Origin of the sequence: Nocardioides immobilis, from assembly GCF_003515065.1 — a bacterium.
In the GTDB taxonomy this organism is placed as follows: domain Bacteria; phylum Actinomycetota; class Actinomycetes; order Propionibacteriales; family Nocardioidaceae; genus Nocardioides; species Nocardioides immobilis.
In genome coordinates, this window is record NZ_QXGH01000015.1 from 118,205 (window position 1) to 142,528 (window position 24,324).

General features: G+C 70.9%; 24 protein-coding genes. 18 read left to right on the forward strand and 6 right to left on the reverse strand.

All coding sequences use genetic code 11. From position 1 onward, the window contains the following. Positions 1 to 129: 129 nt before the first annotated feature. The 3 genes from D0Z08_RS11925 to D0Z08_RS11935 form a co-directional block, all read right to left on the reverse strand. The gene (locus D0Z08_RS11925; RefSeq protein ID WP_118925461.1) at positions 130 to 1,059 is read right to left on the reverse strand and encodes a glycoside hydrolase family 16 protein; all 930 of its coding nucleotides are present in this window, start codon (positions 1,057 to 1,059) and stop codon (positions 130 to 132) included. Continuing rightward, the gene (locus tag D0Z08_RS11930; RefSeq protein ID WP_118925462.1) at positions 1,056 to 1,964 is read right to left on the reverse strand and encodes a glycoside hydrolase family 16 protein; all 909 of its coding nucleotides are present in this window, start codon (positions 1,962 to 1,964) and stop codon (positions 1,056 to 1,058) included. Before D0Z08_RS11930 ends, D0Z08_RS11925 begins: the two co-directional genes overlap by 4 nt. Positions 1,965 to 2,144: 180 nt before the next feature. Next, the gene (locus D0Z08_RS11935; RefSeq protein ID WP_118925463.1) at positions 2,145 to 3,050 is read right to left on the reverse strand and encodes a glycoside hydrolase family 16 protein; all 906 of its coding nucleotides are present in this window, start codon (positions 3,048 to 3,050) and stop codon (positions 2,145 to 2,147) included. 79 nt (positions 3,051 to 3,129) lie between these two features. Here D0Z08_RS11935 and D0Z08_RS11940 point away from each other — a divergent pair, with 79 nt between their 5' ends. From D0Z08_RS11940 to D0Z08_RS11960, 5 genes are all read left to right on the forward strand, one after another. Further along, positions 3,130 to 3,975, forward strand: a complete 846-nt coding sequence (locus D0Z08_RS11940; protein WP_118925464.1) for a GNAT family N-acetyltransferase — start codon at positions 3,130 to 3,132, stop codon at positions 3,973 to 3,975. A gap of 12 nt (positions 3,976 to 3,987) precedes the next feature. Then, the gene (locus D0Z08_RS11945; protein WP_118925465.1) at positions 3,988 to 4,356 is read left to right on the forward strand and encodes a DoxX family protein; all 369 of its coding nucleotides are present in this window, start codon (positions 3,988 to 3,990) and stop codon (positions 4,354 to 4,356) included. A gap of 82 nt (positions 4,357 to 4,438) precedes the next feature. After that, complete coding sequence (locus D0Z08_RS11950) at positions 4,439 to 6,208, forward strand: proline--tRNA ligase (protein WP_118925466.1); 1,770 nt, start codon at positions 4,439 to 4,441, stop codon at positions 6,206 to 6,208. Further along, positions 6,205 to 6,912 carry an HAD family hydrolase gene (locus tag D0Z08_RS11955; RefSeq protein ID WP_118925467.1) on the forward strand — a complete coding sequence of 236 codons (708 nt, stop codon included), beginning with the start codon at positions 6,205 to 6,207 and terminating at the stop codon, positions 6,910 to 6,912. Before D0Z08_RS11950 ends, D0Z08_RS11955 begins: the two co-directional genes overlap by 4 nt. A 110-nt stretch (positions 6,913 to 7,022) precedes the next feature. Beyond that, positions 7,023 to 7,946, forward strand: coding sequence for a zinc metalloprotease (locus tag D0Z08_RS11960; protein WP_118925468.1), 924 nt, complete (start codon positions 7,023 to 7,025; stop codon positions 7,944 to 7,946). A gap of 276 nt (positions 7,947 to 8,222) precedes the next feature. Here the strand turns inward: D0Z08_RS11960 and D0Z08_RS11965 are convergent, their stop codons facing one another. Both D0Z08_RS11965 and D0Z08_RS11970 read right to left on the reverse strand, forming a co-directional pair. Beyond that, positions 8,223 to 8,648, reverse strand: a complete 426-nt coding sequence (locus tag D0Z08_RS11965; RefSeq protein ID WP_118925469.1) for a ferritin-like domain-containing protein — start codon at positions 8,646 to 8,648, stop codon at positions 8,223 to 8,225. Next, entirely contained in the window at positions 8,645 to 9,139 is a 495-nt protein-coding gene (locus D0Z08_RS11970; protein WP_118925470.1) for a hypothetical protein, read from the reverse strand. The genes D0Z08_RS11965 and D0Z08_RS11970 overlap by 4 nt, the downstream gene beginning before the upstream one ends. A gap of 95 nt (positions 9,140 to 9,234) precedes the next feature. Here D0Z08_RS11970 and rimP point away from each other — a divergent pair, with 95 nt between their 5' ends. The 10 genes from rimP to D0Z08_RS12020 all read left to right on the forward strand — a co-directional run bounded on the left by rimP (position 9,235) and on the right by D0Z08_RS12020 (position 18,362). Next, positions 9,235 to 9,723, forward strand: a complete 489-nt coding sequence (gene rimP / locus D0Z08_RS11975; RefSeq protein WP_118925471.1) for a ribosome maturation factor RimP — start codon at positions 9,235 to 9,237, stop codon at positions 9,721 to 9,723. After that, positions 9,723 to 10,703 (forward strand): transcription termination factor NusA, encoded by a 981-nt coding sequence (gene nusA / locus D0Z08_RS11980; RefSeq protein ID WP_118925472.1) that lies wholly within the window; start codon positions 9,723 to 9,725, stop codon positions 10,701 to 10,703. The genes rimP and nusA overlap by 1 nt, the downstream gene beginning before the upstream one ends. Positions 10,704 to 10,856: 153 nt before the next feature. Continuing rightward, complete coding sequence (locus D0Z08_RS11985; protein ID WP_118925473.1) at positions 10,857 to 11,159, forward strand: hypothetical protein; 303 nt, start codon at positions 10,857 to 10,859, stop codon at positions 11,157 to 11,159. Between the two features lie 123 nt (positions 11,160 to 11,282). Next, on the forward strand, positions 11,283 to 11,669 hold the full coding sequence (locus tag D0Z08_RS11990) for a hypothetical protein (RefSeq protein ID WP_118925474.1): 387 nt from the start codon (positions 11,283 to 11,285) through the stop codon (positions 11,667 to 11,669). 28 nt (positions 11,670 to 11,697) lie between these two features. Further along, positions 11,698 to 12,021: a YlxR family protein gene (locus D0Z08_RS11995; protein ID WP_281271726.1), complete on the forward strand. Its 324-nt coding sequence runs from the start codon at positions 11,698 to 11,700 to the stop codon at positions 12,019 to 12,021. Positions 12,022 to 12,153: 132 nt separating this feature from the next. After that, positions 12,154 to 14,958, forward strand: a complete 2,805-nt coding sequence (gene infB, locus D0Z08_RS12000) for a translation initiation factor IF-2 (RefSeq protein WP_118925475.1) — start codon at positions 12,154 to 12,156, stop codon at positions 14,956 to 14,958. A 107-nt stretch (positions 14,959 to 15,065) separates the two neighbouring features. Further along, positions 15,066 to 15,515 carry a 30S ribosome-binding factor RbfA gene (gene rbfA / locus D0Z08_RS12005; RefSeq protein WP_118925476.1) on the forward strand — a complete coding sequence of 150 codons (450 nt, stop codon included), beginning with the start codon at positions 15,066 to 15,068 and terminating at the stop codon, positions 15,513 to 15,515. Next, complete coding sequence (gene truB, locus D0Z08_RS12010; protein WP_425454055.1) at positions 15,512 to 16,375, forward strand: tRNA pseudouridine(55) synthase TruB; 864 nt, start codon at positions 15,512 to 15,514, stop codon at positions 16,373 to 16,375. The genes rbfA and truB overlap by 4 nt, the downstream gene beginning before the upstream one ends. A 28-nt stretch (positions 16,376 to 16,403) precedes the next feature. Then, positions 16,404 to 17,345: a bifunctional riboflavin kinase/FAD synthetase gene (locus tag D0Z08_RS12015; protein ID WP_425454056.1), complete on the forward strand. Its 942-nt coding sequence runs from the start codon at positions 16,404 to 16,406 to the stop codon at positions 17,343 to 17,345. A 3-nt stretch (positions 17,346 to 17,348) separates the two neighbouring features. Continuing rightward, positions 17,349 to 18,362: a hypothetical protein gene (locus D0Z08_RS12020; protein WP_118925478.1), complete on the forward strand. Its 1,014-nt coding sequence runs from the start codon at positions 17,349 to 17,351 to the stop codon at positions 18,360 to 18,362. Here the strand turns inward: D0Z08_RS12020 and D0Z08_RS12025 are convergent. Continuing rightward, positions 18,349 to 20,451, reverse strand: coding sequence for a molybdopterin-dependent oxidoreductase (locus D0Z08_RS12025; protein WP_118925479.1), 2,103 nt, complete (start codon positions 20,449 to 20,451; stop codon positions 18,349 to 18,351). The two genes, D0Z08_RS12020 and D0Z08_RS12025, sit on opposite strands and share 14 nt — an antisense overlap. 31 nt (positions 20,452 to 20,482) lie before the next feature. On the opposite strand from D0Z08_RS12025, the gene D0Z08_RS12030 reads away from it, so the two are divergent. The 3 genes from D0Z08_RS12030 to D0Z08_RS12040 all read left to right on the forward strand — a co-directional run bounded on the left by D0Z08_RS12030 (position 20,483) and on the right by D0Z08_RS12040 (position 24,324). Further along, positions 20,483 to 21,436, forward strand: a complete 954-nt coding sequence (locus D0Z08_RS12030) for a nucleoside hydrolase (RefSeq protein WP_118925480.1) — start codon at positions 20,483 to 20,485, stop codon at positions 21,434 to 21,436. Between the two features lie 116 nt (positions 21,437 to 21,552). After that, on the forward strand, positions 21,553 to 21,828 hold the full coding sequence (gene rpsO, locus D0Z08_RS12035) for a 30S ribosomal protein S15 (protein ID WP_118925481.1): 276 nt from the start codon (positions 21,553 to 21,555) through the stop codon (positions 21,826 to 21,828). Between the two features lie 255 nt (positions 21,829 to 22,083). After that, on the forward strand, positions 22,084 to 24,324 hold the full coding sequence (locus D0Z08_RS12040; protein ID WP_118925482.1) for a polyribonucleotide nucleotidyltransferase: 2,241 nt from the start codon (positions 22,084 to 22,086) through the stop codon (positions 24,322 to 24,324).

The window sequence follows — 24,324 nt, forward strand, 5'->3', positions numbered from 1 at the left end:
AGGCCCGCAGCGCGCCGGGGCCCGTCCGAACAAACTCACGTGACAGGGACACGAGATGTCACGTCAGGACGAACGTATCGCCGATCGAAGTGTTACGCACGCAGGCGCGTCGACCGACCGGGGGCTGGTTCAGCGCCACGCCTTCGCGTAGTCGACCGAGTAGACCGCCGGGAGGGGCGCCGTGGACGACACTGCGTTGATACCGGTCGCGGTGCCGACGCCCATGTTGAGGATCATCGTGAACGGCTTGTCGAAGGGCTGCGGCGCGATCAGCGGGCTGTCGGGCGTCCAGGTGCGTGCGAAGCACAGGCCGCCGTCGATGAAGAACCTCATCCCGGTGGGAAGCCACTCCACGGTGTAGGTGTGGTAGACGCTGACGTCGGGCACCCGGCAGCCCCAGCCGGAGTCGGTGCTGCTGTCGGAGCCGTTGTAGTGGAGGGACGGCAGCACGAGCGTCGGTTCGTTGGACCACCACTCGGCGACGTCGATCTCGCCGGAGGCGGGCCAGGGTCCGTAGGTGTTGCCGTCGGGGTTCATCCAGAAGCCGCCGTGCACGCCCGCCGTGCGGGCGGTCGGGAACTTGGCGCGCACCTCGAACCGGCCGAAGGCCTGGGAGAACCTGCCGCGGGTGCCGATCATGCCGCCGGTGTAGCTGGTGGTGAAGTCACCGGACGGGCTCTGGCAGCTGAACCGGCCCTTCTCCGCGCGGGCAGTGAGCTCCAGCGCTCCGCGCCGGAGGGCGATGTTCTTCGTCGACGCCGTGTAACAGGTCTGGCCGGTCCGGAACCCGGTCAGCGCCGTCTGCTGGATGCCCCACCTGGTGGTGTCGAGGGCCGAGCCGTCGAAGTTGTCGACGAACGAACAGCTCCACGTGGTGCCGTCGGCCTTGGGCAGGACGGCGCCGCAGACGTCGGAGGCGACCACCGCGGCAGCGGCACCTCCCGGCGACGAGCCGGCCTGGAGCGGCGCGAGTCCGGCGATCCCGACGAGTGCGGTTGCTGCGAGCACGCGTGACGTTCGACGAACAGACGTGAGCACGTCGGACCGCCTCTCGGTCATCGCCAGGCCTTGGCGTAGTCGACGACGTACGTCGCGGGGAACGGCGTGCGCGCCGTGATCTTGTTGACGCCCGTGGCTGTGCCGACGCCCATGTTGAGGATCATGCTGAACGGGCGGTCGAACGGCTGCGGCGCGACGAGCGGCGCGTCCGGTTGCCACGAGCGCTCCCAGCACATCGCGCCGTCGATGAAGAACCGCATCGTCGTGCGGTACCACTCGACTGCGTAGGTGTGGAAGGTGCTCACGTCCGCGACCCGGCAGCTCCAGCCTGAGTCTGCGTCGGGATCGCGGCCCTTGTAGTGCAGAGACGGCAGCACCAGGGTCGGGTCGCTGGACCACCACTCGGCGACGTCGATCTCACCCGAGTACGGCCAGATGCCGTAAGTGTGCTCGCGGGGATACATCCAGAATCCGCCGTGGACGCCGGAGACCTGCGCGGTCGGGTACATGGCCCGCACCTCGAAGCGGCCGTAGGCCTGGGAGAAGTTGCCACGGGTGCCCACCATGCCACCGGTGTAGCGGGTGCCGAAGTTGTCCAACGGGTTCCGGCAGACGATCCGCGGACCCTCGACGGCGACGAGGTGCAGCCCGCCGTCGCGCACCGACACGTTCCTCGGGGAGGCCGTGTAGCAGGTCCTCCCCGTCCGGAAGCCCGCGATCGAGGTCTTCTGGACGCTCCACTTGCTCGTGTCGAGCGTGGTGCCGTCGAAGCGGTCGACGAAGGTGCAGGTCCACGCCGTGCCGTTGGCCTTGAACCGGACCGGCCCGCAGGCGTCGGACGCGACGGTGGCGGCGACGCGTGCCGTCACCGGGTCGTCGGTGGAGCTCAGCGGCACGACGGCCGCAACGGTGAGCAGCGCCGCGCCGACGAGCAGGCGGCGGACAGGTCGGATGGTAGGACGCATCGGAGTCGATCCCCCCAGGGCCAGGCGGGCCCACCGCACCCGTGACAGCGCCACGGCCCTGCGCGACGTGGCCCGAGGACATCGCGCGGTGGGAGACGTTAGCGGTCAGTTGACCCGCTCGTCACCTGACCGATCGGTCAGGATCTCGTGGGGCCTCGACAGATCGGCGATCGGGGGCCATCACCGCCATGCCTTGGCGTGATCCACGGTGAGGGTCGCCGGCAGCGGGGTCGTGGGCGACACCGGATTGGTGCCCGACGACGTGCCGACGCCCATGTTGAGGATCATGCTGAACGGGTGGTCGAACGGCTGGGGCGGCACGTGGGGGTGGTCCGGCGCCCAGAGCCTGCTGAAGCACATCGAGCCGTCGATGAAGAAGCGCATGCCGGTCGGGTACCACTCGACCGCATAGGTGTGGAAGGTGCTCGGGTCGTCGACCCGGCAGCTCCAGCCCGAGTCGGCATGGAAGCTGCGGCCGTTGTAGTGGAGGGACGGCAGGACCAGCGTCGGGTCGTTGGACCACCACTCGGCGATGTCGATCTCACCCGAGGCCGGCCACCGCCCGTAGGTCGGGTTCGACGGGAACATCCAGAAGGTGCCGTGCAGACCGGGCTCGGTGGCGGAGGGCCACTTCGCCCGCACCTCGAACCGGCCGTAGACCTGCGAGAAGTGGCCACGGGTGCTCACCAGGCCGCCGGTGTAACGGGTGCGGAGCACGCCGTAGGGGTTGTCGCAGTTGAGCGGGACGCCCTCGTCCCGTGCCTCCAACAGCAGCGCGCCCGAGCTGACGGCGACGTTGTCGGCCCCGCGGTAGCAGGTGAGGCCGGTCTTGAAGCCGGTCCGGGCGGTGTCCTGGGTGATCCACTTCTCGGTGTCGAGGGAGCTGCCGTGGAACTCGTCGACGAAGGTGCACTGCCAGGTCCCGACCCCCGGCTTTGCCAGGACCGGCCCGCAGGCGTCGCGGACCGTGGCGGGAGCCGGTGGGTCCAGTGCTGACCGTGCCGCGTCGGCCGACGTCAGGGCGAGCACGGCGAGCGCGAGGCCGGTCGCGAGCAGGCGGCGGCCGCGCGGAGTGTGGACGGGCATCAGAACTTTCCAAGGGGCTGGCAGAAATCTAGCCGGACGGCTATGACCCGGGACCAGGATGACGTCGTAGGCTCGCCCCGTGCTGACGACCCGCCACGGAGTGCGTGTCCTCGCGGCGGCCGACCTGGAGGAGTTCCTGGCGCTCGCCAACCAGGACCCTGTCGTCAACGTGTTCGCGATCCACCGCGCCCACACGACCAGCCTCGAGCCGCGCTGGCTCGGTGGCGAGATGTGGGGCCGCTTCGACGGCGGCCGACTGGTCGCTGCGTGTCATGTCGCGGCCAACCTGGTGCCGGTCCAGGCCAGCCCGGAGGACGCGGTCGTGTTCGCGGAGCGCGCGCTCGCGCGCCGTCGTACGGCGTCGACCGTCGTGGGCCCGCAGGAAGCGGTCATCCCGTTCTGGAACACCATCGGCGGGTCGTGGGGGCGGCCGCGGGACACGCGCTGGGACCAGCGCCACCTCGTCATCGCCGAACCCCCGCGGGTGGCGCCGGACCCCGCGGTCCGGGTGACCGCCCGGACCGACCTCGACGCCCTCTACCCGGCCTGTGTCGCGATGTACACCGAGGAGGTGGGGGTGTCGCCCGAGATCGGGGGCGGGTCCGAGCTCTACCGGACCCGGGTCGTGCAGCTGATCAGCCGCGGCTGGTCCTTCGCCCGCTTCGACCGGGGCGAGCTCGTGTTCAAGGCCGAGGTGGCGTGTGCGACGCCGGACGCGGCGCAGATCCAGGGTGTGTGGGTCCCGCCCCACCGGCGCGGCGAGGGCCTCGCCTCGGCCGGGATGGCGGCCGTGGTCGCCCTGGTGAGGGAGCGGATCTCGCCCGCGGTCTCGCTGTACGTCAACGAGTGGAACGCGCCGGCCCGCCGGGCCTACGAGCGCGTCGGCTTCCGGGAGACGACCCGGTTCGCCACCGTCATGTTCTAGAAGGAGAGCTCCTTGTCCACACCTCTGCGCCTCGACGCCAAGATCGTCGTCGGTGCCTTCCTCGCATCGGGCACCGTCCACCTGGTCAAGCCCGAGGTGTTCGAGCCGCTGATGCCGTCGTGGGTGCCGGCGCACCGGGAGGTCATCGTCGGCTCGGGCGTCGTCGAGCTGCTCTGCGCCGTCGGCCTTCTCCTGCCGTCGACGCGCCGCGCGGCCGGACTGGCCAGCGCCGCCTTGCTCGTCGGCGTCTTCCCCGGCAACGTGCAGATGGCTGTCGATGCGAGCAAGGGCTCCAACCGTGCGTTCCAGGCGGTGACGCTCGCCCGGCTGCCGCTCCAGCTGCCGCTCATCCGCGGCGCGTGGCGGGCAGGGCGCGGCTGAGGCGGCCGGCCCCGGCGCGGGGGCGTGGCCGGAGGCGGGAACTGGTTTCCTGAGCACGGAGGGGCCCGCCTACCCTGTGCGCATGATCTCCCGGATGTCGACCCTGTTCGTCCGCACCCTTCGCGAGGATCCTGCGGACGCCGAGGTGCCGAGCCACCGGCTCCTCGTCCGGGCCGGCTACATCCGCCGCGCCGCCCCCGGCATCTACACCTGGCTCCCGCTCGGCCTGCGGGTGCTGCGGAGGATCGAGGCGATCATCCGTGAGGAGATGGACGCCATCGGCGCCCAGGAGGTCTCGTTCCCCGCGCTGCTGCCGCGCGAGCCCTACGAGGCCACGGGTCGCTGGACCGAGTACGGCCCCAACATCTTCCGGCTCAAGGACCGCAAGGACGCCGACTACCTCCTCGGTCCGACGCACGAGGAGATGTTCACGCTCCTGGTGAAGGACCTCTACGGCTCCTACAAGGACCTGCCGCTCTCGATCTACCAGATCCAGACGAAGTACCGCGACGAGGCGCGCCCCCGGGCCGGCCTGCTCCGCGGCCGTGAGTTCACGATGAAGGACTCCTACTCGTTCGACGTCGACGACGCCGGGCTGGACGCGAGCTACCAGGCGCACCGCGACGCCTACATCCGGATCTTCGACCGGCTCGGGTTCGACTACGTCATCGTCAAGGCCACCTCGGGCGCGATGGGCGGCTCGAAGTCCGAGGAGTTCCTCGCGACCGCCGAGGTGGGGGAGGACACCTACGTCCGCTGCACCCACTGCGACTACGCCGCGAACGTCGAGGCGGTCGAGGTGCGGGCGCCCGCACCCCAGCCGTTCGACGACGCGCCGGCAGCGCACGCCGAGGCGACGCCGGACACACCCACGATCGCCACCCTCGTCGACCACCTCAACGAGAAGTTCTCGCGCGACGACCGGCCCTGGACGGCCGGCGACACCTTGAAGAACGTCCTGGTGAAGCTCGTCCACCCCGACGGCACGACGGAGCCCCTCGCCATCGGCCTGCCCGGTGACCGGGAGGTCGACCTCAAGCGCCTCGGCGGTCAGCTCGAGCCGCTCGAGGTCCAGCCGATGGATGACGAGGACCTTAAGAAGCACCCCGACCTGGTCAAGGGCTACATCGGCCCCGAGGCGCTGGGGACCGAGAGCGAGAGCGGGATCCGCTTCCTCGTCGACCCCCGGGTGGTGACCGGCACCCGGTGGGTGACCGGCGCGAACGTCGACGGCAGCCACGTCATCGACCTGGTCGCGGGGCGCGACTTCACGCCCGACGGCACGATCGAGGCCGCCGACGTCCGCGACGGCGACGCCTGCCCGCGCTGTGACGACGGCACGCTGGAGTCGGCGCGCGGCATCGAGATGGGCCACATCTTCCAGCTCGGCCGCAAGTACGCCGACGCCCTCGACCTGAAGGTGCTCGACGAGAACGGGAAGCTGGTCACCGTCACCATGGGCTCCTACGGCATCGGGCCCTCGCGCGGCGTGGCCGCGATCGCGGAGAACACTCTCGACGACATCGGCCTGTGCTGGCCGCGCAACGTCGCGCCGTACGACGTGCACGTGGTGGCTGCCGGCAAGGACGAGGCGGTCTTCGCCGCGGCCGAGCAGCTTGCGCAGGACCTGACCGCCCAGGGGCTCGACGTCCTCTACGACGACCGGGTCGGCAAGATCAGCCCCGGCGTGAAGTTCAAGGACGCCGAGATGATCGGCGTACCGACGATCGTGACCGTCGGTCGCGGCCTCGCCGACGGCGTGGTCGAGGTCAAGGACCGCCGCACCGGAGAGCGCACCGACGTCCCGGTCGCCGAGGCGGCCCACCACCTGGCCGGAGTGGTGCGCGCGTGATCGACGCCGTCATCTTCGACTGGGGCGGCACCCTCACCCGCTGGCACGACATCGACTTCCACGCCGAGTCGCTGGCGCTGGCGGCGGCCGTCGTCGCCACCCCCGACCCGGAGGACGACCGCCACCTCCATGCCCGACGGCTGCACGAGGCCGGCAGCACGATCTGGGGGAGGAGTCGCGACCACCAGCAGAGCGCGACCATTGCCGACCTGTTCACGGTGGCGGGCCTCGAGCACGACCCGGAGCTGCTGACGGCCTACTACGAGTTCTGGGTGCCGCACACCGAGACCGACCCCGAGGTGCGACCGCTGTGGGAGTGGCTGCGGGGTGAGGGCATCAAGGTCGGCGTCCTCTCCAACACCGTCTGGCCGCGGGAATGGCACGTCGGGTTCTTCGAGCGCGACGGCGTCGCCCACCTGCTCGACGGTGACGTCTACTCGAGCGAGGTCCCGTGGACGAAGCCGTCGCCGCACGCGTTCGCCGCCGCGATGGAGGCGGTCGGGGTGAGCGACCCCGCCCGCTGCGTCTACGTCGGTGACCGGCTGTACGACGACGTCTGGGGCGCTCACAACGCGGGCATGCGGGCGATCCACGTCCCGCACTCGGCGATCCCGCCGGAACAGGTCGGGCACACCGAGGGCGAGCCGGACGCCGTCGCCCATAGCCTCGCCGACATCCCGGATCTCCTCCGCGACTGGCGCTGACCAGAAGTCGCTGGCGAATGGTTCTTGCGCATCCAGGCCCCGCGGCCGGAAGATGCACGAGGATCTTCGCCCAACCAGGGCGATCTTGAACTCGGGAGGTCGCACCACCGATGCGGATCACAAAGCTGCTCACTCTTGCGATGGTGGTCGGAGCCACCTCGATCAACGTCGCACTCGCGGCGCCTTCCCAGGCCCGACCCGTCGACGACCGGGTCAGCGCCTGCGTCGAGGGCGAGGGGCACGGTGCCTCTGCCCGGGGCGGCCACGGCGTCGACCACCGCGACGTGTCGCCGCGGGAGCAGCGCGCGATCGCCCGCAAGACCAAGGCCCGCCTGCGCGCCCAGGGAGTAACCAGGGCGGAGCTGCGCAACAGGTCCGTGTCGGTCCCGGTCTACGTGCACGTGATGGCGGCATCGGACGGCACCGGGGACGTGACTGACGCCCAGATCGCCGACCAGATCGACGTGCTCAACGAGACCTTCGCCGGTGGCGAGTCGCCGGATGCCGCGGACACGGGCTTCTCTTTCTCCCTGGCCGGCACCGACCGCTTCTACAACGACGCCTGGCACCAGGACCACGCGAGCTCGAAGTACCGCAAGGCGACCCGGCAGGGCGGCGCCAACGCGCTCAACATCTGGCTGGTCGACTTCAAGTACCTCGGCATCGCGACCTTCCCGTGGGACTACCAGCGGAACGGTGGGATCGACGGCATCCGCGTGCACTACGACTCGCTCCCGGGCGGGGGCATCGCCAACTACGACCTGGGTGAGACCGCGACCCACGAGGCCGGTCACTGGTTCGGGCTCTACCACACGTTCCAGGGCGGCTGCACCGAGCTGAACGACGAGGTCGCGGACACGCCCGCCCAGAGCAGCCCGACGTCCGGCTGTCCCGCGGGCCGCGACTCGTGCGAGCTGCCCGGCCTCGACCCGATCCACAACTACATGGACTACAGCTACGACTCCTGCTACACCGAGTTCAGCCCCGGTCAGGCGTCGCGAGCACAGTCGATGTGGGCCGCCTACCGCGGCTGAGGAGGGCGGGCCCCGGCCCGCTCGGGATTGCAGGTTCGTGCACTGCACTTTTATGAGGATCGCAGGATTGGGCACTCGGACTGCGGTTCGTTGCATGATCGTGCACAGCGGTCGGTGAGCCCCACCTCACCGGCGCCTGCGATGGCCGTTGTCCCCGGTCATGAGCGGTCCGTGACCTCCGAGCTTCGGGGGACGTCTCGGGAGTTCCCCGAAGTCGGAGGTCACGGACCGCTTCGCATTTTTCACGGCCCGGCGACCGCCGTGTCAGGACCGCGCCTACAGGCCGGGCAGGCGCTCGGGCCTGCCGCCGAAGCCCAGCTCCCGGACGGCGGCGTCGACGAGGGCGGCGACAGCCCACGTCCGGTCCGTGTCGCGGGTCGAGGCGACGACGAAGGCGTACGTCGCTGCGCACGCCCGCTCGAGCGCGAGCGCGCGGTCGGAGACGGCGGTCGACGTGGAGAGGTCCGCGGGCAGGTCGTAGCCCGGCTCGGCCGCGACCGGCTCGTGGCCGTCTGACTCGAGCAGCGCGATCAGCTCGTCGCGGCGGTCGCGGTGCGTCACGTAGGCGTCGGTGATGGCGCCGTACAGCGTCGGGCTCGCGGTCCGAGAGGTCTGGCCGCCCAGCGCGCCGTACACGAAGACGGCGGCGTGCTCCGCCGCCAGCGCGGTCTGGAGAGCGTCGGCCGGCGTCCCCGCGGTCATCCGCTCACCGCCAGCTCCTGGGCGACAGCGGCAGCCATCGACGCGAAGACCTGGGCGAGCGCCCCGCTCTCGGCGTCGAGCGCGGCCTGCACGAGCTCGCGCTGGAGCTTCTGCTCGGCCCGCAGCAGCCGGGCCTTAGCCGTCTCCGGGCTGCCCTTGACCTTGCCGCCCGCGTCGTCGTCGGGGCGGCTGAGCTCGCCGAGGTGCGCCCGGTGCAGCGAGGCCAGGCGCCGGCTGAGCGGCCGCAGCGCGGGGACCGCTGCGCCGGTGGCCACGGCCAGGTCCAGCGCGGTCGTCAGCTGTCCGGCGACCGCCTCCACGAGGTCGGTGTCGGCGTCGACCGCGGGGGCGGTCGTGTCGAGGACCGCCGCGCCGGCGGATCCCTCGGTCTGCCGCACGCCGCAGCCTGCCGTGGCCAGGAGAGCGGCGCCCACGACCGTGCCGCCGGTCAGGACGGCGCGCCGGGACGCGCGCGGGGGAGGGCTGGGCACCCGGTGAGGTTACAGCCGGTATCGTGGCTGGAGATATTCAGATGGGCCGCAGCACCACAACCGCTTCGCCACAACAGGACACGGGGGTCTCACCCATGAGCTCGAGCCAGCGCCCCGGAGCAGATGCGACCGTCGCGGCCGTGTCGGAGGCCGTGTCCGGCCCGCTGGAGGAGCTGGGCCTCGATGTCGAGGCGGTGGAGCTGACTCCCGCAGGCAAGCGTCGGGTGCTGCGGATCGCGATCGACACCGACGGCGGCGTGACCCTCGACGACGTTGCCGCGGCGACCCGCGCGATCAACGACGTCATCGACGCCTCTGAGGCGATGGGGGAGCACCCCTACACGCTCGAGGTGACCTCCCGCGGTGTCGACCGGCCGCTCACGGAGCCGCGCCACTGGCGGCGCAACCGGTCCCGGCTGGTCAAGGTCACGCTGGGCGACGGCTCCGTGGTGACCGGTCGGATCGGTGACTCCGACGAGGAGCAGGTCTCCCTCGACATCGACGGGACCACGCGAACAGTGCCCTACGCGGACGTGACGAAGGCGCTCGTCCAGATCGAGTTCAACCGGAAGGGCAAAGACTGATGGACATCGACCTGAACATCCTGCGGATGCTGGAGCGCGAGAAGGAGATCAAGTTCGAGGTCCTCGTCGAGGCGATCGAGCAGGCGCTGCTGACGGCGTACCACAAGACGCCGGGAGCGCAGGAGCAGGCGCGGGTCGAGCTCGACCGCAAGACCGGTCACGTGACCGTGCTCGCCGCCGAGCTCGACGACGAGGGCAACAAGATCGGGGAGTACGACGACACCCCCGACGGGTTCGGCCGGATCGCCGCGACGACGGCGAAGCAGATCATGCTCCAGCGGCTGCGCGACGCCGAGGACGAGATCAAGTACGGCGAGTTCTCCGGCAAGGAGGGCGACATCATCTCCGGCGTCATCCAGCAGGGACGCAACCCCGACGACGTGCTGGTCGACCTCGGCAAGATCGAGGGGACGCTGCCGGTGAGCGAGCGGGTCCCCGGCGAGGACTACCGGCACGGCACCCGGATCAAGTGCCTGGTGGTGTCGGTCCGCAAGGGGATGCGCGGCCCGCAGATCACCCTCTCCCGGTCGCACCCGAACCTGGTGAAGAAGCTGTTCGCGCTGGAGGTCCCGGAGATCGCCGACGGCACCGTCGAGATCGCCGCGATCGCTCGCGAGGCCGGCCATCGCACCAAGATGGCCGTCAAGTCGACCGTCGCCGGCGTCAACCCGAAGGGTGCCTGCATCGGCCCGATGGGCCAGCGGGTGCGCTCGGTGATGTCCGAGCTCCACGGCGAGAAGATCGACATCGTCGACTGGTCGGACGACCCGGCCGAGCTCGTGGCGCACGCCCTGTCGCCGGCGCAGGTCAGCTCGGTCACCGTCGTCGACCCGGACACGAGGTCGGCACGGGTCGTCGTGCCGGACTTCCAGCTGTCGCTCGCGATCGGCAAGGAGGGCCAGAACGCCCGGCTCGCCGCGCGGCTGACGGGATGGCGGATCGACATCCACTCGGACGAGGAACCCCGCCCGGCAGAGTGAGGCTCGGAACCTGAGGCGGGCGGTCGGTGGAGCACGGAGCACCTCGCCGGCGACGTCTCGGTCGACGGCAGCTGGTTCGCGCTCGGCAACGCCGGCGCGGGCGGGTTCGAGGCCCGGATCTGGACCAGCGAGGACGGAAGCACGTTCGAGGAGGTGTCCCTCCCCGACGTCCCGGACTACCAGGGCTACGACGACGAGTCGTACGTCGGCGACGTGGTCGCCGTGGACGGTGGCCTGCTCGCGTCCGGACGCATCGGTGGCAAGGCCGCGCTGTGGCGCTCCGGGGACGGTGGCACCACCTGGACCCGGATGGACGTGCCGCTGCTGCGGGACGCCTACTCGATCTCGGGCCTCGGCGTCGTCGGCTCGACGGTGGTCGCGAGCATCAGTGCCGACGACCTCCAGGCGATCCGGCGTGGTCGATCGCGGGCACGGACGACGGGCGGGTGCTGGTGATGGTGGCCGAGCGCGGCGGGGTCGCCGTCTCCACCTGGCCCGCGGGGACGGATCTTCCTGGCGCGGCCGATCCGCTGGAGCCGGAGACGGTCGAGCTGGTCACGCTACGGCGAGGAGCCCGAGGTGGACGTGCGCTACCACGAGCCGATGTACGTGCACTGCGGCATGGAGTGGCTGTGGGTCGGCGACGGGACGTGGCGTCGTACCGACGACGGTCCGGGCGTCGAGACCGGCGCGGGGCAGGGCGCCCCGGAGGACTGGCCCTTGGCCGAGGCGCAGCAGACGCTGTACGGCTACGCGACCGTCCGTGCGGACGGGACCATGGAGTACAGCCTCGAGGACGGGACCATCATCGCGACCTACGAGCGCCGCAACGGCGCCCCAGGCTGCGAAAGGCCCCAGGGCCGGACCGAGGTCCGCGGCGAGGCCGGCGGGCACCAGCAGCAGCGTCGCCGCGCAATGGACGTCGGTCATGGCTACCAGGCTAGGTGGCCCGGTTTCGGAAAGTAGTGGCCGCAGCAGGTAGAGTTGCCCGCTGGTGGCAAGCCGACGGAATATCTCGACGTCGCCGGACGATTCCCTTCCTGAGGGGCCGGTCCGGACGTGCATCGGATGCCGGAAGCGGGCCGCCAGAAGCGAGTTGTTGCGGGTGACCGCCGGCTCGGACGCGAACGGCCATGCGGTCGTCGTACCCGATCCCGACGGCACCGCACCCGGACGGGGAGCGCACGTGCACCCCACTCCGGGGTGCTACGACCTCGCGGTACGCCGGAAAGCCTTCTCCCGCGCCTTACGGGTCGAGGGTGGGTTGTCCAGCGCACCGGTAGGTGAGCACCTCGCCTCGCACCACAACCAGCACTGACCGACCGAAAGAGACTGGAGCAGCAGCTCATGAGCACTCGATGAGTACCTCGCGATGAGCAAGTTCGTTCTGCAACATCCACCAACGGTCTGAGACTTCCCCGAACAAGGGTCTTGGGCCAGAAGGAGAGACGTGGCCAAGACCCGAGTTTCCGAACTCGCCAAGAAGTACGGCATCCCCAGCAAGGAAGCGCTGGAGAAGCTCGGCGCTATCGGCGAGTTCGCCAAGACTGCTTCCTCGAGCATCGAGCTGCCCGCCGTCAAGAAGTTCGAGGACACCTACGGTGCCGAGCTTCAGGCGCGGATGAAGCCTGCTGCCGAGCCGGCCGCCGAGCCGGCGGCCAAGAGGGCCGCACCGAAGCCCGGCCCCAAGCCGAAGGCGCCTGCGCCGGAGCCGGAGCCGGCCGCTCCCGTCGAGGAGCCGGCCGCTGCCGCGCCTGCCCCGACGCCCGCTCCCGTCGCTCCGGAGGTCGAGCCTCCGGCAGCGCCGGAGGAGCCCGAGGCCCCGACCGAGAGCACGGCGACGCCGTCGGCCCCGAAGCCGGCCGCTCCCAAGCCGCCCACGCCGAAGGCGCCCGCGCCCCGGCCGGTCGGCAAGCCCAGCGGCTCGCCGCGTCCGGGCAACAACCCCTTCGCCTCGAGCCAGGGCATGGGACGACGTCCCGCCCCGCCGCCGCGTGAGGGTGACGCCGGCCCGGCCGGCCCGCGTCCGCCCGCCGGCCCGGGTCGTCCCGGCATGCCGCGCCCCAACCCGGCGATGATGCCGAAGAACCCGGCGACGTTCGGCCAGGGTCCCGGCGGTCGCGGCCCCGGCCGCGGCGGTCCCGGTGGCCCCGGCGGTCCGGGTGCCCGCGGTGGTGCTCCCGGTCGCGGTGGCGTCGGCGCCGGCGCGCCCGGTCGTGGCGGCCCCGGTGGCGCGCCCGGTCGTGGCGGTCCCGGTGGTGGCCCCGGCGGCTTCGGCCCCGGTGGCGGCGGCCGTCCCGGTGGCGGTCGTCCCGGTCAGCGTGGCCAGACCCAGGGTGCGTTCGGTCGTCCGGGCGGTCCCGCCCGTCGTGGCCGCAAGTCGAAGCGCGCGCGTCGCCAGGAGTTCGAGGCCATGGAGGCCCCGACCATCGGCGGCATGCGGGTCCGCAAGGGCAACGGCGAGACCGTGCGTCTCGCTCGTGGGTCCTCGCTGACCGACTTCGCCGACAAGATCGGCGTCGACGCAGCGTCGCTCGTGCAGATGCTCTTCCACATCGGCGAGATGGTCACCGCGACCCAGTCGGTGGGTGACGAGACCCTGGAGCTGCTCGGTGACGAGCTCAACTACAAGGTCGAGATCGTCTCTCCGGAGGACGAGGACCGCGAGCTGCTCGAGTCGTTCGACCTGGAGTTCGGTGCCGACGAGGGCGACGAGTCCGACCTGGTCATCCGACCGCCGGTCGTGACCGTCATGGGTCACGTCGACCACGGCAAGACCAAGCTCCTCGACGCGCTCCGCGGCGCCAACGTGGTCGCGGGCGAGGCCGGTGGCATCACCCAGCACATCGGTGCCTACCAGGTGCACACCGAGGTCGACGGCAACGACCGCCGGATCAGCTTCATCGACACGCCGGGTCACGAGGCGTTCACCGCCATGCGTGCTCGTGGGTCGCAGTCCTCGGACATCGCGATCCTCGTGGTCGCGGCCGACGACGGCGTGATGCCGCAGACGGTCGAGGCGCTCAACCACGCCAAGGCGGCCGGTGTGCCGATCGTGGTCGCGGTCAACAAGATCGACAAGCCGGAGGCGGACCCGACCAAGGTCCGTGGACAGCTGACCGAGTACGGCCTGGTGCCCGAGGAGTACGGCGGCGACGCGATGTTCGTCGACGTCTCGGCCAAGGCCGGGCTCAACCTCGACAAGCTGCTCGAGGCGGTCGTCCTGACTGCGGACGCGTCCTTGGACCTGCGGGCCAACCCGACGCAGGACGCCCAGGGCCTCGTGGTCGAGGCGCACCTGGACCGCGGTCGCGGTCCGGTCGCCACGATCCTGGTCCAGCGCGGCACGCTGCGTGTCGGTGACTCGATCGTCGCCGGTCCGGCCTACGGCCGGGTGCGGGCGATGCTCGACGAGCACGGCGAGGAGCTCACGGAGGCCGACCCCGGTCGCCCTGCCCAGGTGCTCGGTCTGTCCTCGGTGCCCGGCGCCGGTCAGAACTTCATCGTGGTCGAGGACGACCGGATGGCGCGCCAGATCGCCGAGAAGCGGGAGGCTCGCGAGCGGGCAGCTCTGCAGGCGAAGCGCCGCGTGCGTCGTACTCTCGAGGACTTCATGGCCTCCATGGAGAAGGGCGAGAGCCAGGAGCTCAACCTCATCCTCAAGGGCGACGTGTCCGGTTCTGTCGAGGCTCTCGAGGACGCGCTCGCCGCGCTCGAGGTCGGCGACGAGGTGTCGCTGCGGGTCATCGACCGTGGTGTCGGTGCGATCACCGAGGCCAACGTCAACCTGGCGGCCGCGTCCGACGCGATCATCATCGGCTTCAACGTCCGGGCTCAGGGCAAGGCCTCCGAGCTCGCCGACCGCGAGGGCGTGGAGATCAAGTACTACTCGGTCATCTACCAGGCGATCGAGGAGATCGAGGCCGCTCTCAAGGGCATGCTCAAGCCGGAGTTCGAGGAGTCGACCCTCGGCCAGGCGGAGATCCGCGCGATCTTCCGCTCGTCGAAGATCGGCAACATCGCGGGCTGCATGGTCATCGGCGGCGTCATCCGACGCAACGCCAAGGTGCGCGTGCTCCGCGACGGTGCGGTCATCGCCGACAACCTCGACCTGGCCTCGCTCAAGCGGGAGAAGGACGACGCGTCGGAGGTCCGGGAAGGCTTCGAGTGCGGTCTCGTGCTCAAGAACTTCCAGGACGTCAAGGAAGGCGACATCGTCGAGGCCTTCGAGATGAAGGAGATCCCGCGGAGCTGACCACCGCCGAGTCGGCGCATCTCTGCACGGGTACGTTGCAGAGAAGCGCCGACTCGACAGTCAGGCCGTGCAGAGATGCGCCGACTCGGCGCAGGAGGAAACTGAGAATGGCCAGCCCCCGCGTGCGCAAGATCGCCGACCGGATCCAGGTGATCGTCGCCGAGATGCTCGAGCGACGGATCAAGGACCCCCGGCTCGGGTTCATCACCGTGACCGACGTCCGACTGTCCGGTGACAGCCAGCACGCCACGATCTACTACACGGTCCTCGGCGACGAGGACGAGCAGGCCGCCACGGCTGTCGCGCTCGAGTCCGCCAAGGGCGTGCTGCGCTCGGAGGTCGGGAAGCAGCTCGGGATGCGACTGGTTCCGACGCTGGCGTTCCAGCTTGACGAGCTCCCCGAGGGTGCGCGTCACCTCGACGAGGTGCTGGCGAAGGCCCGAGAGGCCGACGCGGCCGTCGCGGCCGCGCGCGAGGGCGCCCGGCCGGCCGGTGACCCCGACCCGTACAAGAAGCCGCGCGAGATCTCCGAGGCAGAGGACGAGGACGACGCCTGATGGGCGCACCCTCCGGCCTTGTCGTCGTCGACAAGCCGGCCGGCATGACGTCGCACGACGTCGTGGCGCGAGTACGACGCACGCTCGGCACGCGCAAGGTGGGCCATGCCGGAACGCTGGATCCGATGGCGACCGGCGTGCTGGTCCTCGGAGCCGAGCGCGCCACCCGGCTCCTCGGCCACCTCATGCTCACCGAGAAGACGTACTCCGCCGTCGTCCGGCTGGGGGCCGCGACGACGACTGACGACGCCGAGGGCGAGGTCACCGCGACCACGTCGGCCGCGCACGTGACCGAGGAGGACGTCCGAGGCGCCCTCGCCGCGTTCGAGGGCGACATCCAGCAGGTGCCGTCCACCGTCTCGGCGATCAAGGTCGGCGGGAAACGTGCCTACGCGCTCGCCCGGGCCGGCGAGGAGGTCGAGCTCGAGCCGCGGTCGGTCACCATCCACGCCATCGAGGCCGGCGCCTTCCGGCGTGAGGGGGACTACCTCGACCTGGAGGTGCGGGTGCGCTGCTCCAGCGGCACCTACATCCGCGCGATCGCCCGCGACCTCGGTGCGGCGCTCGGCGTCGGCGGTCACCTCACGTCACTGCGACGCCACTCCGTCGGTCCGTTCACGCTGGAGGACGCCAACACCGACCTCGACCACCTGGCCGTGACCTCGCTGGCGGACGCGGCCCGCGCGGCGTTCCCGTCGTACGACCTGGATGCGGAGCAGGCCCAGGCGGTCCGCTACGGGCGAGCGCTGCCGCTCGTCCTCGACGACCTGACCGCCGTCTTCGCCCCTGACGGCGAGTTCCTCGCGCTCTACCGCCCCGAGGGCGGACGGGCACGTCCGGCCGCGGTCTTCGTCGGCTAGCGCTATCAGTAGGGTGACCGTCGTGCGAGTGTGGCGAGCCTTCGCGGACGTGCCTGAGGAACTCGGGCGCACGGTGGTCACCGTCGGCAACTTCGACGGGATGCACCTGGGGCACCAGCACGTCGTGCGCCGGGCCCGCGAGGTGGCGCAGGAGGTGGGCGTCGACACCGTCGTCGCGGTCACCTTCGACCCGCACCCGATCGCGGTACTCCGGCCCGAGCATGCGCCACCGACGCTCACCACGATCGACGAGCGGCTGCGCCTGCTCGGGGAGGCCGGCGTCGACTGCGTGCTGGTGATCCCGTTCTCGCGGGAGATCGCCGCCTGGTCGCCCCAGGAGTTCATCGATCGGATCCTGGTCGGCGCCCTGCACGCGAATGCGGTCGTGGTCGGCGCGAACTTCCGGTTCGGCAACCGCGCCGCCGGCGACCGGCAGACGTTGCGCGAGGCCGGCGCCGAGCAGGACTTCGTGCTCGAGGCCGTCGAGCTCGACGGGGGACCACAGGTGTGGTCGTCGACGTACGTCCGGACCTGCCTGGCCGCCGGCGACGTCGCCGGCGCCGCTGAGGCCCTCGGCCGTCCGTTCGTCACCCGCGGGGCGGTGGCTGAGGGGGACAAGCGCGGTCGCGACCTCGGTTTTCCGACAGCCAATGTCCCGGTCGTGCCCGGTGCCGCCGCGCCGGCCGACGGTGTCTACGCCGGCTGGCTGCGCCGCCTCGACGACGCCGACGGGGGAGTCCGGCACCCCGCCGCGATCAGCGTCGGCACCAACCCGACGTTCGACGGGCTGCGGGACCGGCGGGTCGAGGCCTACGTGCTCGACCGCACCGACCTCGACCTGTACGGCGTCGAGGTCGAGGTCGTGTTCGTCGACCGGATCCGGGGGATGGTGCGCTTCGACGGTGTCGACGCCCTCCTGGTGGCGATCGCCGACGACGTCGAGCGGACCCGCGAGATCCTCGGGGCCTGACCGATGCCCGAGCGCGAGACCCTCGACCCTGCCGAGCACTGGTTCGTCGCGCACGGGCTGCCGTACTTCGTCGACTCCTACCGGGCCAAGGTGGCCGCGGGGCTGCGTCGCCCGCGCGTCGCCGCCGTCGTCCTGGTCGCTGCCCTCGTCGGCGCCGTGGTGGGCGTCGTGGTCGCGGTCCCGCTGAGCGCAGCCGCGGGGATCGGCGCCGCCCTCAGTGCTGCAGGGGTGGTGCTGGCGTCGTACGCCGTGGTGACGCTGCGCGCCTGGCTGATCGTCGGCTGGGCCGTACGGCGCACGCTCCGCTCGCTCGGGCTGCTGGTGCCCCTGGTGACCCGGGCGCTGCCGCTGTTGCTCCTGTTCATCACCTTCCTCTTCATCAACGCCGAGGTGTGGCAGGTGTCGGCGGCGCTCGACGGCGGCGTGCTCTGGGTGACGGTGCTGCTGTTCGCGGCGGTGGCCGTCGGCTTCCTGCTCACCCGGCTGCCCGAGGAGCTCGACAGCGTCGACGACGAGGTCGACAGCCGGCAGCTCCTCGACGCCTGCCGCGGCACGCCGCTCGAGGCCGCGGCCGGAGCGATCGCGGCGCGGGTGGACCGGGTCGGGTCCGTCGATGCCGAGGTGACGGGCCTCCAGAAGGCCAACCTGGTCCTGGTGCTGCTGGTCTCGCAGACGGTGCAGGTGCTGCTGCTCGCGCTGGCGGTCTTCGCGTTCTTCATCGTTTTCGGGGTGGTGGCGATGGATCCGGAGGTGGTCGGCTCGTGGACCAACGACGGCGTGGTGCACCCGTTGACCGGCCCGGCCGGTGACTGGATCGGGTCGCGGCTGAGCCAGGAGCTGGTCCGGGTGTCGGTCTTCCTCGCGGCGTTCAGCGGGCTGTACTTCACCGTCTACGCCGTGACCGACGACGCCTACCGCCGCCAGTTCTTCTCCAGCGTGATCCGCGAGCTCGAGCGGGCGGTCAGCGCCCGGGTCGCCTACCGCTCGATGAAGGACGGCGACGCTACGCGACCGTGACCGGTACGCCGGACAGTGCGGCGTTGCCCGAGACGTCGAGCCGTTCGGGATCGGTGAGGTCGTTGATCGAGACACCGGGCACCTGGTCCGCCACCCCGAGTCGTACGCCGGCGCGCCCGTGGCCGTAGCCATGGGGGAGCGACACCACGCCGGGCATCACGTCGTCGGTCGCCCGGACGTCGACCTCCACCGTGCCGACCCGCGACGTCACCTTGACCGTCGCACCGTCCGTCAGGCCGCGGGCCGCGAGGTCGTCGGGGTGCATGAGCAGCTGGTGGCGCGGTCGGCCCTTGGTGAGCCGCTCGGTGTTGTGCATCCACGAGTTGCAGTCCTGCTTGTGCCGCCGGCCGATGAGGAGCAGCTCGCCCTCAGCCGGAGCGGCCACGGTCTCGAGCCGGGCCAGGTCGTCGAGCACCAGCGTCGGCGCCAGGTCGAGGGTCTTGTCGCGCGTGCGGAGCCGGTCGGGCAGCTGGTCGGGCCGCAGCGCACCGAGGTCGACGCCCTCCGGGTGCTTGCGGAGCCGGGTGATCGTGGTCCCGGAGTCGCCACGGGCGAGGAGCACCTGGATCATCCGAGTGGGACTGACCGACATCCGCGCGCGGAGCTTGAGCCGGTCGAGGAGTGAGCGCTTCGGCCGGAGCCGGTCGGTCACCCGCAGCGCGAGGTCCCGGTAGATCTGCCAGTCGTGCCGGGCGTCCCGGTCCTTGGGGAACACCGCGGGCGTGAAGCGGGCGGTGTTGCGCACCGCCAGGACGTGGAAGACCAGGTCGTAGTGGTCGCGTTCGAGCGCCGTCGTCGGCGGGAGGATCACGTCGGCGTGCCGGGTCGTCTCGTTGATGTAGATGTCGACGGCAGCCATGAACTCCAGACCCTCGAGGGCCCGGTCCAGTCGCGCTCCGTCGGGCGTGGAGAGCACCGGGTTGCCGGAGAGGGTCAGCATCGCGCGGATCTGGCCGTCGCCGGGTGTCTCGATCTCCTCGCGGAGCGCGGCCACGGGGAGCTCGCCGCCGCTCTCGGGCAGCCCGCGCACCCGCGACTGCCGCCGGCCGTGGCCGCCCCGCCCGACCAGGCCGGTGCCGACGACGTCGATGGCGGGGGACGTGAACATCGCTCCGCCCGTCCGGTCCAGGTTGCCGGACAGCACGTTCAGCAGGTTGATCGCCCACTGGCACACCGACCCGAACTCGTGGGTCGAGACGCCGATCCGCCCGTAGGCGACCGCACCGTCCGCCGCCGCGAGGTTCCGGGCGATACGCACGATGTCCTCGGCCGGCACGCCGCTGTGCTGCTCGGCGATCGCCGGCGTGAACGGCGCGACCGCCTGCTCGACCACGTCGAGGCCGACGGCGTACGACGGTGCCGCGGCGACCCCGTCGACGAAGAGCTGGCGCACCATCGCGAGCAGCACCCACGGGTCCGAGCCCGGCCGCAGGAAGTGGTGCTCGTCGGCGACCTTCGCGGTCTCGGTGCGGCGTGGGTCGAACACGACCATGCGCCCGCCCCGCGCCTTCAGCTCGCGCAGCCGGCCGGGGAAGTCGGGCACGGTCATCAGCGACCCGTTGGAGGCCATCGGGTTGCCGCCGAACACCAGGAAGTACGACGTGCGGTCGATGTCGGGCACCGGCAGCAGCAGCTGGTGGCCGAACATCAGGTGCCCGAGCAGCTGGTGGGGGAGCTGGTCGACCGAGGTGGCGCTGAACGTGTTGGGCGTCTTGAGCGCCTTCACCAGCGCGGTGCCGTGCGTCATCGAGCCGAGGCTGTGCACGTTGGGGTTGCCGAGGTAGATCCCGAGCGCGTGCCGCCCGTGCTCGTTCATGACCCCTGCGAACCCGTCGGCGACCAGGTCGAGCGCCTCGTCCCAGCCGATCTCGGTCCACGCACCGGTGGCGCGGTCACGTCGGACCGGTCGGGTCAGCCGGTCGGGGTCGGAGTGGACGTCGCCGATGGCCACGCCCTTGGGGCAGATGTGGCCCCGCGAGAGGGGGTCGTCGGGATTGCCGCGTGCGCCCGTGACCCGGTCGCCGTCGATGGTCAGCACCAGGCCGCAGATGGCCTCGCACAGGTTGCACACGCCGATCTTCTGCTCCACGTCCCGATAGTGGCAGACCTAGCCTTCCCGTGTGACCCCCGTGATCCTCGACTGCGACACCGGCACCGACGACGCGGTCGCGATCATGCTGGCCGCGCTGCACCCCGACCTCGACCTGCTCGGCGTGACGACGGTGTGGGGCAACCACGACGTCGCCCACACCACCGACAACTCGCTCCGGGTGCTGGACCTGGTCGGGCGCGGCGGGATCGGCGTCCATCCCGGCAGCAACGGCCCGGTGCGCCCCCGGCTGGAGGAGCTCCCCAGCGGTCGCTCCGACCTGCCGGCGACGCTCCCGCTCCCGGTGGCGACGACGGTCGCCGGCGGCCCCGCGGTCGAGTGGCTGGTCGAGACCCTGCGGGGCACGACCACGGAGGTGACGGTCGTGCCGACCGGGCCGTTGACCAACCTGGCGGCGGCCCTTGCCGCGGATCGGCGGCTGGTCGAGGCCGTGGCCGGCCTGGTCGTGCTCGGCGGCGCGCATCGGGAGCGCGGCGTCACGACGTACGCCGAGCGCAACGTCTGGTGCGACCCCGAGGCCGCGCACGACGTACTGGGTGCCGGCTTCCGCGACGTCCTCCTCGTCACGATGGATGCGACGTTCTCGGCGCCGCTCACGGCCGACGATGCCGCGCGGCTGCGCTCCCTCGGCACGGCCGCCGGCGTGGCCGCCGCCGACTTCGTGGACGACCGGATCGAGTGGTACCGCCGCGACCCCGCCATGGCGGGCCTGGGCGCCACGCCGCTGCACGACCCGTTGGCCGTCGCCTGCCTGCTCGATCCCGGCGTCGTCGAGGTCCGGGAGGCCACCGTCACGGTCGAACGGGCCGACCGGACGACGTACGGCGCCACCCGCTTCTCCTTCTCCGGCGGCGCTGCCGGGCCGCCGGTGAGGGTAGCGTTGAGAGCCGACCACGACCGGTTCCTGGACCTGCTCTGCGCCGGTCTGGGAGCGGGTTCCGGGCCCGATCCGGCGATTGGGTGATGTTTCCCACCGCTGTTAGCCTTGACCGGTTGCCGTCGAACGGCCGCGGAACAAGAGTGCCCCGGTGGACCTGCCCGGGCGCGCCGCGCAACGAACCGGAAGGACCCCGATCAAGCATGGCTATTGGTACCGACGTGGAGACCAAGAAGAAGATCATCGCCGAGTACGCGACGACCGAGGGCGACACCGGTTCGCCGGAGGTGCAGATCGCGCTGCTCAGCCACCGGATCAGCCACCTGACCGAGCACCTCAAGCAGCACAAGCACGACCACCACAGCCGCCGTGGGCTGCTGCTCCTCGTGGGCCAGCGCCGTCGGCTGCTCAACTACCTGAAGAAGACCGAGATCGAGCGCTACCGCTCGATCGTGGAGCGCCTCGGCCTCCGTCGATAAGCCTGAAGTGAAGGGATCCACCACCTCGGTGGGTCCCTTCGCTACATTGCGGCAGGACCGTGTGGTTCTGCCAGCACAACTGAAGAGAACCATCCACAGGAGCGATCCGCGTCAACCCACGATCCCGATCCTCGGTAGTGGCACTCAGGATCTCGTACGCCCGGTCACCGGGCTGAGAGCCTGCATGCCTCGATCGAAGATCGGATCACACGACGCGGGCGTCGCGGATCGCACCGCGAACGAGAGAGTCAAACGTTGACTGAACCCGTCATCTCCGCCGTCGAGACCGTTATTGACAACGGCAAGTTCGGCACCCGCACCGTCAAGTTCGAGAACGGGCTGCTCGCCCGTCAGGCCGCCGGTTCGGTGACCGCCTACCTCGACGAGGACACCATGCTGCTGTCGGCGACCACCGCCGGCAAGCACCCCAAGGACCACTTCGACTTCTTCCCCCTGACGATCGACGTCGAGGAGCGGATGTACGCCGCGGGCCAGATCCCCGGCTCGTTCTTCCGGTCCGAGGGCCGGCCGGGCGAGGACGCGATCCTCACCTGCCGCCTCATCGACCGGCCGCTGCGCCCGACCTTCAAGAAGGGTCTGCGCAACGAGGTCCAGGTCGTCATCACCGTCCTGGCCCTCAACCCCGACGCGCCGTACGACGTGCTCGCGATCAACGCCGCCTCGATGTCCACCCAGCTCTCCGGCCTGCCGTTCTCCGGCCCGGTTGGTGCCGTGCGGGTCGCGCTCATCGAGGGCCAGTGGGTCGCCTTCCCGAGCCACACCCAGCTCGAAGACGCCGTGTTCGACATGGTCGTCGCGGGTCGGGTCACCGACACCGGCGACGTCGCGATCATGATGGTCGAGGCCGAGGCCACCGAGACCGCGTGGACGCTGATCCAGGACGGCGTCCAGGCGCCGACCGAGGAGGTCGTCGCCGGCGGTCTCGACGCCAGCAAGCCGTTCATCAAGCAGCTGGTCGAGGCCCAGATGGAGCTCGCCAAGGCGGCCGCCAAGCCGGTCCAGGAGTTCCCGATCTTCCTCGACTTCGAGGACGACGCCTACGCAGCGGTCGAGGCCGCTGTCGGCCAGCACGTCCGCGAGCTCTTCAGCGTCAGCGGTGGGCGCGAGCGCACCCTGACCAAGCAGGAGCGCGAGGACGAGCTCGACCGGATCAAGGCCGAGGTCCTGGAGCAGCTCGCTGCCGACTTCGAGGGTCGCGAGAAGGAGATCGGCGCCGCGTTCCGTGCGCTGAACAAGTCCGCGATCCGCGAGCAGGTCCTGCGCGACAAGGTCCGCATCGACGGCCGCGGCCTCGCCGACATCCGGCCGCTGCACGCCGAGGTCGGCCTGCTGCCGCGGGTCCACGGCTCGGCGCTGTTCGAGCGCGGCGAGACCCAGATCCTGGGTGTCACCACGCTCAACATGCTCAAGCTGGAGCAGCAGCTCGACACCCTCTCCCCGGAGAAGTCGCGCCGCTACATGCACAAGTACGTCTTCCCGCCGTTCTCCACGGGTGAGACCGGCCGGGTCGGCTCCCCGAAGCGCCGCGAAGTCGGCCACGGCGCGCTCGCGCGTCGCGCGCTGCTTCCGGTGCTGCCCACGCGTGAGGAGTTCCCCTACGCCATCCGTCAGCTGTCGGAGGCCATGGGCTCCAACGGCTCGACCTCGATGGGCTCGGTCTGCGCGTCGACCATGTCGCTGCTCCAGGCCGGCGTCCCGCTGCGGGCCGCTGTCGCGGGCATCGCGATGGGCCTGATCTCCGGTGAGGTCGACGGCGAGACGAAGTACGTCGCGCTCACCGACATCCTCGGCGCCGAGGACGCGTTCGGCGACATGGACTTCAAGGTCGCCGGCACCCGCGAGTTCGTCACCGCGCTGCAGCTCGACACCAAGCTCGACGGCATCCCGGCCGAGGTCCTCGCTTCGGCGCTGAACCAGGCCAAGGACGCGCGGCTCGCGATCCTCGACGTCATGGCCGAGGCCATCGACGAGCCCGAGGAGATGTCGGTCCACGCTCCGCGGATCATCACGATCCGGGTGCCCGTCGACAAGATCGGCGAGGTCATCGGGCCCAAGGGCAAGGTGATCAACCAGATCCAGGACGACACCGGCGCGACGCTGTCCATCGAGGACGACGGCACCGTCTACATCGGTGCGACCAACGGTGAGGCCGCCGAGGCGGCCAAGCAGGCGGTCAACGCGATCGCCAACCCGACCATGCCCGAGGTCGGCGAGCGCTACCTCGGCACGGTCGTCAAGACGACCAACTTCGGCGCGTTCGTCTCGCTGATGCCCGGCAAGGACGGCCTGCTGCACATCAGCAAGCTGCGTGACCTCGCCGGCGGCAAGCGGGTCGAGAACGTGGAGGACGTCGTCTCCGTGGGCCAGAAGATCCAGGTCCAGATCGCCGAGATCGACGACCGCGGCAAGCTGTCGCTCGTCCCGGTGGTCGAGGAGGCGGCTCCCGCCGAGGACGCCGCCGAGGACGCGGAGTGA

Bases quoted from the DNA above. Each gene is read 5' to 3' on its own strand.
- D0Z08_RS11960 (WP_118925468.1), top strand. From the start codon at position 7,023: ATGCGGATCACAAAGCTGCTCACTCTTGCGATGGTGGTCGGAGCCACC.
- rbfA (WP_118925476.1), top strand. From the start codon at position 15,066: ATGGCCAGCCCCCGCGTGCGCAAGATCGCCGACCGGATCCAGGTGATC.
- D0Z08_RS11925 (WP_118925461.1), bottom strand. From the start codon at position 1,059: ATGACCGAGAGGCGGTCCGACGTGCTCACGTCTGTTCGTCGAACGTCA.
- rpsO (WP_118925481.1), top strand. From the start codon at position 21,553: ATGGCTATTGGTACCGACGTGGAGACCAAGAAGAAGATCATCGCCGAG.
- nusA (WP_118925472.1), top strand. From the start codon at position 9,723: ATGGACATCGACCTGAACATCCTGCGGATGCTGGAGCGCGAGAAGGAG.
- D0Z08_RS11930 (WP_118925462.1), bottom strand. From the start codon at position 1,964: ATGCGTCCTACCATCCGACCTGTCCGCCGCCTGCTCGTCGGCGCGGCG.
- rimP (WP_118925471.1), top strand. From the start codon at position 9,235: ATGAGCTCGAGCCAGCGCCCCGGAGCAGATGCGACCGTCGCGGCCGTG.
- D0Z08_RS11965 (WP_118925469.1), bottom strand. From the start codon at position 8,648: ATGACCGCGGGGACGCCGGCCGACGCTCTCCAGACCGCGCTGGCGGCG.
- D0Z08_RS12020 (WP_118925478.1), top strand. From the start codon at position 17,349: ATGCCCGAGCGCGAGACCCTCGACCCTGCCGAGCACTGGTTCGTCGCG.
- D0Z08_RS11935 (WP_118925463.1), bottom strand. From the start codon at position 3,050: ATGCCCGTCCACACTCCGCGCGGCCGCCGCCTGCTCGCGACCGGCCTC.
- D0Z08_RS11950 (WP_118925466.1), top strand. From the start codon at position 4,439: ATGATCTCCCGGATGTCGACCCTGTTCGTCCGCACCCTTCGCGAGGAT.